General features: G+C 63.6%; 10 protein-coding genes. 3 read left to right on the top strand and 7 right to left on the bottom strand.

Going from position 1 to position 13417, the window contains the following annotated elements; translation table 11 throughout:
• Positions 1-51: 51 nt before the first annotated feature.
• Both BUA38_RS08420 and BUA38_RS08415 read right to left on the bottom strand, forming a co-directional pair.
• A complete protein-coding gene (locus BUA38_RS08420; RefSeq protein ID WP_156898442.1) occupies positions 52-1440 on the bottom strand; it encodes a lipopolysaccharide biosynthesis protein in 1389 nt (462 codons plus the stop codon).
• 94 nt (positions 1441-1534) lie between these two features.
• Positions 1535-2374: a protein-disulfide reductase DsbD domain-containing protein gene (locus BUA38_RS08415; RefSeq protein ID WP_156898935.1), complete on the bottom strand. Its 840-nt coding sequence runs from the start codon at positions 2372-2374 to the stop codon at positions 1535-1537.
• A gap of 140 nt (positions 2375-2514) precedes the next feature.
• On the opposite strand from BUA38_RS08415, the gene BUA38_RS08410 reads away from it, so the two are divergent.
• Positions 2515-3174 carry a YqgE/AlgH family protein gene (locus BUA38_RS08410; RefSeq protein ID WP_083587507.1) on the top strand — a complete coding sequence of 220 codons (660 nt, stop codon included), beginning with the start codon at positions 2515-2517 and terminating at the stop codon, positions 3172-3174.
• A gap of 45 nt (positions 3175-3219) precedes the next feature.
• Here BUA38_RS08410 and BUA38_RS08405 read toward each other — a convergent pair whose 3' ends face one another.
• From BUA38_RS08405 to BUA38_RS08395, 3 genes are all read right to left on the bottom strand, one after another.
• On the bottom strand, positions 3220-4107 hold the full coding sequence (locus tag BUA38_RS08405) for a TauD/TfdA dioxygenase family protein (RefSeq protein ID WP_072817523.1): 888 nt from the start codon (positions 4105-4107) through the stop codon (positions 3220-3222).
• Between the two features lie 116 nt (positions 4108-4223).
• A complete protein-coding gene (locus tag BUA38_RS08400) occupies positions 4224-5936 on the bottom strand; it encodes an SGNH/GDSL hydrolase family protein (RefSeq protein ID WP_072817522.1) in 1713 nt (570 codons plus the stop codon).
• 195 nt (positions 5937-6131) lie between these two features.
• Positions 6132-7493 (bottom strand): lytic murein transglycosylase, encoded by a 1362-nt coding sequence (locus BUA38_RS08395; RefSeq protein WP_156898441.1) that lies wholly within the window; start codon positions 7491-7493, stop codon positions 6132-6134.
• Positions 7494-7728: 235 nt separating this feature from the next.
• Between BUA38_RS08395 and galU the strand changes: the two genes are divergently transcribed.
• On the top strand, positions 7729-8604 hold the full coding sequence (gene galU, locus BUA38_RS08390) for a UTP--glucose-1-phosphate uridylyltransferase GalU (protein WP_072817520.1): 876 nt from the start codon (positions 7729-7731) through the stop codon (positions 8602-8604).
• A gap of 12 nt (positions 8605-8616) precedes the next feature.
• Here galU and BUA38_RS08385 read toward each other — a convergent pair whose 3' ends face one another.
• A complete protein-coding gene (locus tag BUA38_RS08385; RefSeq protein WP_072825943.1) occupies positions 8617-10113 on the bottom strand; it encodes a sensor domain-containing diguanylate cyclase in 1497 nt (498 codons plus the stop codon).
• 107 nt (positions 10114-10220) lie between these two features.
• Here BUA38_RS08385 and BUA38_RS08380 point away from each other — a divergent pair, with 107 nt between their 5' ends.
• On the top strand, positions 10221-10511 hold the full coding sequence (locus BUA38_RS08380; RefSeq protein ID WP_072817519.1) for a DUF7662 domain-containing protein: 291 nt from the start codon (positions 10221-10223) through the stop codon (positions 10509-10511).
• 19 nt (positions 10512-10530) lie between these two features.
• Here BUA38_RS08380 and BUA38_RS08375 read toward each other — a convergent pair whose 3' ends face one another.
• Entirely contained in the window at positions 10531-13404 is a 2874-nt protein-coding gene (locus tag BUA38_RS08375) for an EAL domain-containing protein (protein WP_072817518.1), read from the bottom strand.
• Positions 13405-13417: the final 13 nt, after the last annotated feature.

Below are 13417 nucleotides of genomic sequence, written 5' to 3'. Positions count from 1 at the left end.
TTCGTAATCGCCGCCATCGTCCGTTTGCGGGCGGTGGCGGCTTTTTTGTGCTCAGCGCTTTCCGAATGCTAGCACGTGAAGCCCGAGCCGCCGGCGCACGATGTAAAACAACAGCACGGTTTCGAACACGAGCGAAATCGAGGTCGCGGCCGCGGCGCCATGGCCGCCGAAGCGCGGCACCAGCGCCACGCAAAGCACCACGTTCATCACGAACGACAGAGCATAGGCGAGCGCGCAGACATATTGATGACCGAGCATGTTGAGCAGCCGCTCGACCGGGCCGACGGCGGCGCGCACCACAAGCCCGATTGCGGCGACGAACATGATGTCGTAGCCGACGACGAATTGCGGCCCGAACAGCCACAATAGCGGCTTGCCCAGCGCGAGCAACAGGATGGTTGCGGCGAGCGAAGGCCAGAACGTCCATTTGATCGCATGCGCAACGTAGGCTGATAAGCGCTCTTGATCGCCGAGCGCGTGATATTCGGCGAACCGGTGCGCGGTCGTGGCCGACATCGCGTAGTGAATGAAGGACACCAGCGCCAGCGTTTTGACGACCGCAAAGTAGACGCCGACTTCCTCCGACGAACGGAATTGCTGCAATACCAGCACGTCGGTGTAGGACAACAGCAGGTAAAAGCCCTCGACCATCAGGATCGGCAGCGAAATCGAGAGCCAGAAGCCGATGTCGTAGGATTTCGGGCCGGCCGGGATGTGGCCGGCGAGCCGATGATTGAGCGCGATCATCTGGCCGGTCATGGCGATCCATACCGCTGCCGCACTCGCCAGCATCGCGGCGGTGGCGCCGAGATGAAAGCCAGCCACGAACATTCCGGCGGTGATGCCGATGATCAGGGCCTGGCGGATCACGAATTGCGGCATCAGGCCGAGCCGCATCCAGTCGTGCGAGCGCGCGATGCCGTCCTGCGTGTTGGCGAGCACGAAAGCGGGTAGCGTAGCGCAGCCGATATAGAGCGGAACGACTTCGTCCGCGCCGATCCAGGGTGAGAGCAACCTCACCAGAGCGGCCAGCAGCATCGAGACGGCCGCCGATGCCGCAAATGTCATCCAGCGGCTGCCGGACAGAAAACCGCGCAACAGCGCCTGCTCGCCGCGTGCGCGATATTCCGGGATGATCTTCTGCGCCGAGGAGGAAATACCGAAATCCATCATGCTGCCGAGCAGCAGCACCCAGGTCCAGACATAAACATAGATGCCGTAGTCGGAACCGCCCATCCAGCGCGCCAGCAGAACTTGCGAGAAATAGGCCAGCGCCGCGCTGAGCACGCGGATGACGAAGATCGTTCCAGCGAGACGCCGGGTCAGCGAGGCTTCGCCCGAACCACCCAGCAAGCCACCCAGCATCGATCGCAGACGGGCGATCGAGCCCTGCGGCTGTGCGGTGGCGGGTTCGGCGTCGATGGCGGCCAAGGGCGTCATGTCCTCATGCCGCGGGCAATGCGGCTGAAAGACTTCAGCTATCAACACTTCGTTAAGAATCGGTTGGAAGGCGCCTGTTCCAGTTGGAACGAGGCTATTCCAGATTGATGTTGAACTCGTAGGAGCGATCGCCTCCGACCAGCGTCAACTTCAGGGCGGCGCCTTCCGGGTTGGTTCCCGGCGGAATGCCGTCGAGCTGGAAAGTGAAGCGTTTCACGCCAGCCGGTCCATGCTCGACAAGTTTCGGAACCGGCAGTCCCCAATCCGGAGTTGGGCCTTCGACAAACAGATTGACCGTTCTGGCGTCGGGCGAGAGCACGTCGACCAGCACCGTGGATTTTCCGTCGCGCTTGACGTCTCGAATGGTGAGCGGATTGGGGTCGCCGACCGATGCCGGCTTCGGAACAGTGTCGAGCGCCGCAAACAGGACACTGTCTTCGGTGCTCGCGACGCTGGCGAAAGTCAGCTCGGTGCTTGCTTCGACCGGAATACAGATCTTCTCGCAGACCGCGTAGTTGATGTTGGCGCGAAGCGTCACCGGCTTGTCGTTGCTCTTCGGCACAATGCGCAGCGGCAGCACCACCTGATCGTGATAGCCGAGCGAGAAGCCGCCGGCGCCGTCGTCAAATTTGGCAGGCGCGGGCCATAGAACCGTCACGGCCTCGACATTATCGGACTTGGAAAAATCGAAACGTGGCGGAACGCCGGAATCGCCGGAGGTACGCCAGTAAGTTTTCCAGCCCGGATCGAGCTGAACCGCGATGCCGCCAAGCAGCACCGGCCCACTGCGCGATCCCGCCAAAAGTCGAACGGCGGCGTGCGATGCCTTCTGCCAGGCTGAGGCGTCCTGGGCCTGCACGTCGATCGGCAAGAGAGTGGTGATCGCAGCCAGGACGAACAGGGCCGCCGGTCGCGAGGGCGTTCGGGGAACCATGATGATCATAATGCGTCCTTAACTCCGGGCGAGATTGCAAGCTATTGAATTGCTTGTGATGCGCCCTCAAACAGAGGCCAAGCTTGATTGACAGAAGCTAAGCCCAATATCAGGATGGATCATATAGCGAGTCTTTGGCGATGAGTTCTGAAGACAAGAAAGCTGAGTTTCGGCGCAGAGCGGTCCGCCGCGACATTACGACCGCCGGGGCAGCCGGAGGCCGCAGTTATCTCGACGGCCAGCTGTTGGTCGCCATGCCGGTCATGGGCGATCCTCGTTTCGAACGCTCGGTGATTTACCTCTGCGCGCATTCGGCGGAAGGCGCCATGGGGATCATCGTCAATCGCCCGGCAGGCAGCATCGATTTTCCGGGACTGTTGGTGCAGCTCGAGATCATCAAGAAGGACGATCAGATCAAGCTGCCGGAAAACGCCGAGAGCCTGAAGGTGCTCAAGGGCGGACCGGTCGAGACCGGCCGCGGCTTTGTGCTGCACTCGAGCGACTTCTTCATCCAGGATGCGACCTTGCGGATCGACGAGGAGATTTGCCTGACTGCAACCGTCGACATTCTCAAGGCGATCGCCAAGGGGGCCGGCCCCAAACACGCGATCCTGGCCTTGGGTTATGCCGGCTGGGCCGCGGGTCAGCTCGAAAGCGAAATCCAGGACAATGGCTGGCTGCATTGCGACGCCGATCCCGACCTGATCTTCGGCAACGATATCGAGGAAAAATATTCGCGCGCGCTGCGCAAGATCGGCATCGATGTCGGCATGCTCTCGAACGAGGCCGGGCATGCCTGATTTCTCCCTCGCCCCGCAAGCGGGGCGAGGTGAGGAGCCGCGAAATCACTCCGCGGCCTGTTGCGCCACGGTAGGCTCGGTGCCTGCCACGGTGGCGCGCCGCATATCGCGCGGCTGCGACTGATCATAGCGGCGCACGCGATGCATGGTCTGCCGGTTATCCCACATGATCAGATCATGCAGCGTCCATTTGTGGACGTAGACGAATTCGCGCTGCGTTGCATGTTCGGTAAGGTCACGCAGCAGAAGCCGCGCCTCCGGCACGCTCATGCCGAGGATCGCGCCGGCATGCGATGACAGATAAAGCGATTTGCGGCGATGAACCGGATGCGTGCGTACCAGCCGTTGCCGCACCGGCTTGAACATCTGCTTCTCTTCCTCGCTATAGTCGAGGAAACCGAGCGAGCCGCGCGAATACATCAGCGAATGCTCGCAGATCATGTCCCCGATTTCGGCCTTGGTTTCGTCGTCGAGTGCGTCATAGGCCGCGCGCATGTCGGCGAATTCGGTATTGCCGCCCTTGGGGTTCACCACGCGCGCGGAGAGCAGCGAGAATTTGGCCGGGATCGGGCGAAACGAACTGTCGGAATGCCAGAGGCAGTTGCCGAGATTGAACAGATGGGTGCGGTGATCGCGTGGCAGCGGCTTGCCGTCCTTGCCGAGATTGGAGACGTCGTTAAGCCCGGATGTGAGGCGATAGTCTTCCTTCTTGGTCACGGTGCCGCCGCGCGCGGTTTCGCGCTCGCCGAAGTTACGGGCAAAGACCAGTTGCTGTTCGTCGGTAATGTCCTGGTTGGGGAACAGCAGCACGGCGTATTTATCCATGCCGGCTTCGATGTCGCTGACCTCATCCGCCGTCAAAGGCCGTCTGATGTCGACGCCCGAAACTTCGCCGAAAAAATGCGGGTGAAGCTGGCGGATCGTCACCGTCATCGCGTGTCTCCCTGATGAGATGCGGCTTCTCCGCCGTCTTTTCAGGTGAGGCTACTCCCGGTCGCCGTGAAGTCAACGGAGCGCAGCCGCGCGTCAGTTGTGAAACGAGCGCAGGTCTATTGCGCGACGTTACCCGGCGGCACAGACGCCGATCGTCCGACGCTGGCCGGTGGCCGCGGCGGTGCTCCTGGCCCCGGCGGCGTGGTGCGCGGCTGTTGTGGCTGGACTTGCCGCGGCGCGGTCTGCGGCGCAGGCGGCGCGCCGCCCAGGCCGAAGAAATTGCGGAGCGCGGGCGGGGTACCCAGAGGTGCCGGGCCGGGCTGCGCGTTCGCAGGCTTCTTGGATTTCGGCAGCCCCTGAGCCTGAGGCGCGGCCGTTGCCGCGTCCGGAGATGCCGATGCCACCGGCGTATCGCCCTTGGCCTGCTCGCGTCCGACTTCGCGGCGCGGCCAGGCGAAATCGTCGGCGCGCCCGGCTGGCGCCGTCAGCGGTTCGCCCTTCACCAGCGTGCGGGCAACCAGTGCATCGACCGCGGCGGGACGCGAGCCGGGCCCGCCGAGCAGCTGATCGGTGCCGACAGACGATGCGACCAGCGGCACGATCGGTCCGGCGAGCGGCCGCGGCGCCGGTTGACCCGGCTGCGCATTGGCGTCGGGCGTCGCCGGTTCGCTCGGCAAGATGATCGGCGCAGAGCGGGACGCCAACAGGCGTGTGATCTCGCGTTCGACATAATGCGCCATCTTGCGCGCGCCGGCCTTGGTGAAATAGACGCCGTCATAGGAGCGAAGGCGCCGGATCTGGCCTTCGAAGTCGGGCCCCTGTTGCAGGAAGCGTCCGGCTTCGTCGACGAAGCCGTCCCAGATATCGACATAGGTGATGCCGGCTTTGTTCGAGGCTTCGCGATACAGCGAATCCAGAAACAGCGTGTCGGCGGTCGCCTTGGCGCCGCGCACGGCGGGCAGGCCGACCCACACGACCGGCACGCCCTTCGATTTCAGGACGGCGATCATCTCGTCGATTTTCTTGTTGTAGAGTTCGACCCAGCGCTCGTCGTGAAATTCGACGAGGCCGTTCGGCGCACGCGCGCCCTTCTCCGGCGCGATGACTTGCGGCGCGTCGCCATTGTCGGCGTCGTCGGACTCGGCGTCCTGCGCCTTCTCTTCCACCTTGCCGGCATCCGCCGCGTTGTCGCTCTTGTCACTCTTGGCGTCGGGTTTGGTTTCGCCGGGCTTGCGGGCTTCTTTCTTGTCGCCCTTCTTGTCGCCGGTCTTTTCTCCGCCCTTGGCCTCGGATTTTTCGGCGGCCGGCTCGCGGATCGAAACGCGGTCGTTGAGACCGAGCATCACGACGATCACATCCGGCTTCTCGGACGCCAGCAGGCCTTTCGCGGCAGCGGCCCAGTCGGCCGGGTCGCCCTTGGGTTGATAGTGGATGAGGCCGGAGACGGTCTTGTGCCGTCGGATCACGCCCATGTCCGGTTGCTCGGTGTAGGCGTCCTCAAGGCCGGAAGCGAGCCAGTCGGCCATCGCGTCGCCCAGTACCAGCACATTGTGCTCGGCGACGGTGTCGCGCTTTTGCGGCGGCGGCGCCTTGGAGTAGTTCTCGACCGGCCTTGGCGCCTGCTGCTGGAAGGGTGCGAACAGGTCGCCGCCGAACCAGCCGCCGGGCCCGCGTCCCCCCTGCTGGGGTTGCGGGCGCGGCGGCGGCCCGCCGAAATTGAAGAATTGCGCAGACGCCGGCGCCGCGACCCCGATCAGGAAGGCGACCGCAAACGCGACCAGCGGGCCACGCTCCGTAAACAGCCGCAAAAAGAATCGTTTCTCTGGCATTCGCTCGGTCGCAAATGGGGACTCGACAGACGAACATACTAGCAAAATCGGGCTGCAAGCGGGCAGATTTCCCGGTGGGAAAGTGGGCTGCTCCGCCCCGCGCTACCGCCTTGATTCGAAGGCAAGTTCGTAGAGCACGATCCGGTTCCGATGGGAACCGGTTTTGCTGCCGTCCGCCGATCAGGCCAAACAGGGTTACTGCGCACGGAGCCGGTCCAGCATGGCCGAGGAGGCAAAGCCGTCGGCCGGCGCGCCGATCGAGGCCTGGAAGCCGCGCAGCGCCTCGCGGGTTTCGCCGCCGAACTGGCCGTCCGGCGTGCCGCGATAGAAGCCGCGCTGCGCCAGCAATTGCTGTAGTTCCAGCCGCTCGGCCCGCGACAACTCGCGCTCCTGCCGCGGCCAGGCCTGCACGAAGGGCTGGCCGCCGCGCAGACGATCGGCGAAGTGACCGATCGCAAGCGCATAGGCCTCGGCCGGATTGTACTTCATGATGACGCGGAAGTTTTGCAGCATCAGGAAGCCGGGTCCTTCGGCGCCGGCCGGCGCGAGCAGATAGGCCTTGTCGCTCGTCGCCGGGAAAGCCTGACCGTTGGCGCGCTTGAGCCCGAGATGCTCCCATTGCGGAAGCGTCATCGCCTTGGCGCGATCGGCCAGCATGTAATTGAAGCCCTTCGGCACCACGACCTCGAAGCCCCAGGTCTGGCCGCTCTGCCAGCCGTCCTTTTTCAGATTGTTGGCGGTCGAGGCGATCAGGTCGGCCGGGTCATCGACGACGTTGCTCCGGCCGTCGCCATCGGCATCGACCGCATAGCGCTTGAAGGCGGTCGGCATGAATTGCGTCGGCCCGAATGCGCCGGCCCATGAGCCACGCATTTGCTCGGGGCTGAGGTCGCCGTGATGCAGGATTTCCAGCGCCGAGAGAAACTCGTCGCGGAAATAGTTCTGGCGGCGACCGATGCAGGCAAGCGTTGCGGTTGATTGCAGCACGCTGCGGTCGCCCATCTGCGTCGAATAATTGGATTCAATGCCCCAGATCGCCGCAATGACGTAGCGGTCGACGCCATAGGCCTTTTCGGTCGCATCGAACTGCGGCTTGTACTTGGCGAGAATTTCCTTGCCCTTCGCGAGTCTGACATCGTTGACCAGGATGTCGAGATAATCCCAGATCGACTTGGTGAATTCCGGCTGCGAGTCGAGCAGGTCCATGATGCGCAGGTCGGGCGTCAGCCCCGCCGTGAAGCGCTGAAAGCTCTCCTGCGAGATGTTGCGCCGGGCGGCGTCGGGCCACATCGAGGCAACGCAGCTGTCGAAATTCGAGGCTGCTTCACGGATCGCGCTTGCCGTCATCAGCGGATGGCCGGAGGCGCCGTCTTCGCCGCTCCATTGCGCCGCGCCGCCGGTCGATGCGGGCTGGGTCGGCGCCGTCGAGCCGGTCTGATCGGATTTCGACTTGAAGATATTGCCGAGAAAATCGAGTGGGCCATTGGCCGACTGGGCGAGCGCCGGCACCGACCAAAGCAGCGCGGCCGCGAGAATGACCGCGCCTGTTTGTCGCATCGGCCGTTCGATTTGCCGTCCCATCGTTCACCCATGAAATCCGCCACCAAGCCTGGCGTTCAAGAGGCCTTGATGTCGTTTCCAATAGCTTAACAAAAGTGGCCTTTTGCCGTTAGGGATTTGCCGAAAAAGAGCGGTCCGGTTGGAACTGCGTCCCGATATCGGCCTTTGTTCTCGGCCGCAAACCAGCTACCAAGCATTATTTATCGAGACGATCCGCAAGGCAGTACCTCCCATGAAAATCCGCAAAGCCGTCTTCCCCGTCGCCGGTCTTGGCACCCGCGTGCTGCCCGCCACCAAGGCGATGCCGAAGGAAATGCTGACCATCGTCGACAAGCCGCTGATCCAGTACGTGGTCGACGAGGCCAAGGAAGCCGGCATCGAACATTTTGTCTTCGTCACCGGCCGCAACAAGGGCGTGATCGAAGACCACTTCGACCGCATGTATGAGCTGGATGCGACGCTTTCGGCGCGCGGCAAGAAGGCCGAGATGGATATCCTGGCGCGCGACCAGCCGCCGGCAGGCGCGATGAGCTTTACACGCCAGCAGGCGCCGCTCGGACTTGGCCATGCGGTGTGGTGCGCACGGGACATCGTCGGCGATGAGCCTTTCGCCGTCGTGCTGCCCGATGAACTTGTGCTGCATACGCCCGGCTGTCTGGCGCAGATGATCGAGGCCGCAGGCAAGCTCGGCGAGAAGTCGAATCTGATCGCAGTCGAAGCCGTACCGGACCATCTCACCCATCAATATGGCATTTGCGGCGTCGGCAAGCGGAACGGCAAGGTGTTCGAGGTCGACGGCATGGTCGAGAAGCCGGCGAAGGGTACCGCGCCGTCGAATCTGTCGATCACCGGGCGCTACATCCTTCAGCCGGAGATCTTCAAAATCCTGGAAACCCAGGAGCGCGGCGCCGGGGGCGAGATTCAGCTCACCGACGCCATGATCGGCCTGGCGAAGACGCAGAAATTCTACGGCGTCGAGTTTGCCGGCGAGCGGCACGATTGCGGTTCAAAGCAGGGCTTTCTGCGCGCCAATATCGCCTTCGGCTTGGCGCGGCCCGAACTGCGCGACGGCCTGCTTGCGGAAATGAAGAAATATTCGGGTAAGTGACGGCGCGACCGTCTACGCGACCAGCGACAGCTTCGGCCCGCTGGCGAGCACGGTGCGATTGCGGCCGCTCGCCTTGGCCGCGTAGAGCGCCTCGTCAGCCGCTCTGACCATGGTGGTCCATTCGCTCTTCGCGTCCGGCACCACGCTTGCAAGGCCGATGCTCACGGTCGTGGTCGCGGCCTCTCCGCACCATTGCTCGACCTTCAGGCGGATCGTCTCGGCCACCACGAGCGCCTGCGCCGGCGACAGGTCCGGCAACAGCACCGCGAATTCCTCGCCGCCGTAGCGCGCGGCGCAATCGCCGGCGCGGTGCACGGAATCCGAAATGCAGATCGCAATGCCGATCAGCACCTCGTCGCCGGCCTGATGGCCGTAGGTGTCGTTGAAATTCTTGAAATGGTCGGCGTCGATCATCAGAAGCGCCAGCGGCCGCTTCTGCCGCGCCGCGCGCCGCCATTCGATCTCGATCGCGGCATCGAACTTGCGGCGATTGCGCAGGCCGGTGAGGGCGTCGGTGGTGGCAAGCTCCTCGAGTTTTTCTTCGGCTGCCGCGCGGCGGCTGATTTCGTGCGCCAGAAACAGCGTGGCGCCAAGCACGAATACCGCGAGCGCGCCCATGATCGAGCCGATCCGCGTCGCTTCGATACGCCAGAGCTTGTAGATGTCGGCCCACGGCTTGCCGACCAGTACGACGAGCGGCCGCGTACCGTCGCGCCAGACATAGAGGCGCGGCGAATGGTTGGCGGATGCGATGCCGGAGTAAGAGCCGCTCGGTTCTGAAAGCGCGCGCTTTACCCCCGGCAGGTCGCCGAGATTCTTGCCGATCATGTCGAGGTCGAAGGGCGTGCGCATGATCACGGTGCCGTCGCGCCGGAACACCGTGATGACGTCGTTGGGATCGAGCCGCAGCCGGCCGAACAGGTCGTGGAAATAGGAAAAGCGGATCGATCCGGCGACGACGCCGAGAAAACTGCCGTCGTCGCCCGTGATGCGGCGGCTGAGCACAATGGCGTAGGCGCCGCGATGGAGCATCGGGCGGCTGATGAACAGGCCGGCATTCGGCTGGTCGCGATGAACCGTGAAATATTCCTCGCTGCTGCGGTTTTCCGGCAGTGGATCGAGGGTCGAGGCATCGACGATCAGCTTGCCCGTGGAATCGAAGACCTGGATCGCGCCGAAATGCCGCGCGGTCGCCACGCGATCGAACAGGATCAATTGCCGCAAAGGCTTGCCGACTTCGTTGATCTCCGGCGCCATCATGTTGTTGGCGACCGAACGCAGCGAAAGGTCGTACAGTTCGACGTTGCGGCCGATGTCGGAGTCGATGCCGGAAGCGAGATTTTCAAGCGTCTGGCGCGCCAGCTCTTCTTCGCTGCGCCGCATGTCGAGCATCACGTTGACGCAGATCGCCGAGAAGCCGATGACGGTGATAAAGGAACAGGCTATCAGCAACTTTGCCGATAGCCGCCAGGGCCGGCTCTCCTTATCCTTGCGCCGTCCAAATCCCATCATTTCGCTCCCAGAATGACGGGAATGCGCCGTGAATGGTTGCTGCCGGCTTAAGTGGGGTGGGATAGAACTGTAAACCGTTAACGTTTCGTTGCTGAGGGTAACTTGTGACCAACTACGACGCGCTACGCGATTACCTGAAAGCGCACAAGCAGGCGGAATTCGTGCTGAGCTTCGACCAGATCGAGGAGATCATCGATGCGGCCTTGCCGCGTGCGGCGCACCGCGCTTCGTGGTGGGAGACGCTGCGCAGTCCGCAGGAAAAGATGCCGCAGCGCGAGGCCTGCATCGAGGCCGGCTTCATCGCCACGCGGCAGCCGGACGGCAAAAGCGTGAAGTTCAAGAAGGCGCCGCGTGACCGTCGTCGCCCGCGTGACGACGAGGACCTGGAAATCTGAGGACTTGGAAATCCGAAGATCAGCTCGCGGCTTCCAGCCTGACTTCGGTCAGAAGCCGCATCGCGGCGTCGGCGTCCATCGGCTCCCCGAACGCAAACCCTTGCGCGTATTCGCAGCCCAATTGATAGAGCTCGACCGCGTCGGAATCGGTCTCGGCGCCTTCGGCCACCACGTCCATGCCGAGGTCGTGGGCGAGCGCGATGATCGATTTCAGGATCACCGGGCGGGTGCCTCGGCTCGTGGTGCGCACGAAAGACTGGTCGATCTTGATAGTGTCGAACGGGAAGCGTTGCAGGTAGGACAGCGACGAATGGCCGGTGCCGAAATCATCGAGCGAAAGACCGGTGCCGAGTTCACGGATCCGCGCCAGCATTTGGGCGGCGTGCTCCGGATTTTCCATCACCAGCGATTCCGTCAGTTCCAGCTTCAGCGTGCCGCGTGCAACCGACGAGCGCGACAACACCGTGCGGATGTCGTGAATGAGATCGTGCCGCAGAAGCTGGCGTGAGGAGACGTTGACGCTGGCAAAGATCGGCTCGCGCGAGCGCATCGCGCGCTGCCAGATGGACAATTGCCGTGCCGTGCGGTCGAGCACGAAGGTGCCGAGGTCGACGATGAGGCCGATTTCCTCGGCGATGGTGATGAATTCGATCGGCGACATCCGCCCGAGCTTCGGATGATCCCAGCGCGCCAGCGCTTCGAAGCCGGCCACCGAGCGGTCTTCCAGCCGCACGATCGGTTGATAAAGGATTGTGATCTCCTCGCGCTCGATGGCGCGGCGCAACTCGCTCTCCAGCGTCAGGCGGTCGGTCTTTCGCGCGCGCATCGCCGGCTTGTAGACGTCGATGCGGTCGCCGCCGATCCGCTTGGAGTGATACATCGCAAGCTCGGCGTCCTTGATGATCTCGTCGGTGAGCTGCGTTTGCGGATCGGAGAGCGCAAGCCCGATGGAGGCGGTCAGGAAAATTTCCCGATCGTTGAAGGCGATCGGCGCGCGGATGGTCTTGCGGATGGTTTCGGCGAACGCCGTGATTCTTGCCGGATCCTGTTCCGACATCAGGATCAGGCCGAACTGGTCGCCGGCGAGCCGCGCCAGCGTGTCCTGCGGTTTGAGAATGCGTGTCAGCCGTCGCGCCAGCGTCAGCAGGATGGAATCGCCGACCGCAATGCCGACGGAATCGTTGACCTGCTTGAAGCGGTCGAGGTCGATCACCATCAGCGTCGGCCGCAAGGTCGGCATCGACTTGGCGAAATTGGCGACGGCGTTGAGGCGGTCGATGAAGAGCTTGCGGTTCGGCAGACCGGTGAGGTTGTCATGCACCGAATCGTGCAGCATGCGCTCTTCGGCGTTCTTGGCTTCGGTCACGTCGGTCAGCGTGCCGATCACGCGCGAGACCTCGCCGTCGGAGCCGACGACGGGACGGGCCTTGAGCGCGAACCACATGAAGTGGCCGTCCGGCGTGCGCAGACGGAAATCCTGCACCAGCCGCCCGCGGCGCTGGTCGAGCACGCTGTCGAGCGCGGCGCGGAAGCGATCCTGGTCGAGCGGGTGCAGCACCTCTAGCCATTTGGCAGCCGGGCCTTCCAGCGTGCCGCGCTTGAGGCCGAGCAGCGCTTCGGTTTCGGGGCTGGTGAAGACCTTGTCGGAGGAGACGTCCCAGTCCCAGATCAGGTCGCCGGAGCCTGCAAGCGCCAGCGCCCGCCGCTCGACGTCGGAAACGATGCCGGTGGTGGCGCCGCCGCCAGCGAAAGCGTGCTGCATCACGGTGAAGCCGATCAGCATCACGATCAGGACAAGGCCGCCGAGCAGCGCAGGGCCGACAATGTCGTTGGTGACGCTGCCCCCAATGGTCATGCCGGCCGCAATCACCCAGACCACCAGCAGGAACCAGGTCGGGATCAGCAGCACCGCGCGATCGAAGCCGTGCGTCGAGAGATAGACGATCAGCGCAAAGCCCGCGATCGCAATCAACACCAGCGACATGCGCGCGATTCCGGAAGCGACCGCCGGATCGAACAGAGCGAGTGCAACGAGCGAGCCCAGGAACGCGAGCCAGCCGACGGTGATGTGCGAGTAGCGCACATGCCAGCGCGACAGGTTGAGATAGGCGAACAGGAACACCAGAAGCGTGGCGGCAAGGATCGCTTCACCGCCGGCGCGCCAGACGCGCTCGGCGTTGTTCGACATATCGAGCACCTTGCCCCAGAAGCCGAAGTCGACGCCGATATAGACCAGCACGGCCCAGGCGAGCGCGGCGGCGGCCGGAAACATGATGCTGCCCTTGACGACGAACAGAATCGTCAACACCAGCGCCAGGAGGCCCGAGATGCCGATCACGATGCCCTGGTAGAGCGTGAACGAGTTGACCTTGTCCTTGTAGGCGTCGGGCTCCCACAGATAGAGCTGCGGCAGCTTGTCGGTGCGCAATTCCGCAACGTAGGTCACGACCGAACCCGGATCGAGCGTGATACGGAAGATGTCAGCGGTCGCGCTCTCCTGCCGGTCGGGCCGGTCGCCGGTCGAGGGCGTGATAGTCGCGATGCGCGACAGCCCAAGATCGGGCCACAGCAAACCGGACGAAACGATGCGATAGTGGGGCGCGACGATCAGACGATCGAGCTGATCGTCGGTATTGTTGGCGAGCGCGAACACAACCCAGTTCTGGCCGCCCTCGCGTGCGCGCACTTCGATGCGGCGAACGATGCCATCGGTGCCGGGCGCGGTGGAGACCTGGATGCGGTCGGTGTCGCTGTGCTGATGCTCGAGTACCGCGGTCAGGTCGATCGCGGACACGTCACCGCGGACGCTCACTGCGTCGATCGCCCACGCCGGCGCGGCCGCAACAATCATGAGGCCCAGCACGAAGGCTGCCAGGCACCTGACCAGACGCAATTCGGTTCTCCGC

The organism is Bradyrhizobium erythrophlei, assembly GCF_900142985.1.
GTDB lineage: Bacteria > Pseudomonadota > Alphaproteobacteria > Rhizobiales > Xanthobacteraceae > Bradyrhizobium > Bradyrhizobium erythrophlei_B.
Note: the sequence above shows the minus strand (reverse complement) of the source record. Positions and strands in the feature narration are given on the sequence as shown.

Coding starts and splice junctions, on each gene's coding strand:
- BUA38_RS08420 (WP_156898442.1), bottom strand. CDS start 1,440: ATGACGCCCTTGGCCGCCATCGACGCCGAACCCGCCACCGCACAGCCG.
- BUA38_RS08415 (WP_156898935.1), bottom strand. CDS start 2,374: ATGGTTCCCCGAACGCCCTCGCGACCGGCGGCCCTGTTCGTCCTGGCT.
- BUA38_RS08410 (WP_083587507.1), top strand. CDS start 2,515: ATGAGTTCTGAAGACAAGAAAGCTGAGTTTCGGCGCAGAGCGGTCCGC.
- BUA38_RS08405 (WP_072817523.1), bottom strand. CDS start 4,107: ATGACGGTGACGATCCGCCAGCTTCACCCGCATTTTTTCGGCGAAGTT.
- BUA38_RS08400 (WP_072817522.1), bottom strand. CDS start 5,936: ATGCCAGAGAAACGATTCTTTTTGCGGCTGTTTACGGAGCGTGGCCCG.
- BUA38_RS08395 (WP_156898441.1), bottom strand. CDS start 7,493: ATGCGACAAACAGGCGCGGTCATTCTCGCGGCCGCGCTGCTTTGGTCG.
- galU (WP_072817520.1), top strand. CDS start 7,729: ATGAAAATCCGCAAAGCCGTCTTCCCCGTCGCCGGTCTTGGCACCCGC.
- BUA38_RS08385 (WP_072825943.1), bottom strand. CDS start 10,113: ATGGGATTTGGACGGCGCAAGGATAAGGAGAGCCGGCCCTGGCGGCTA.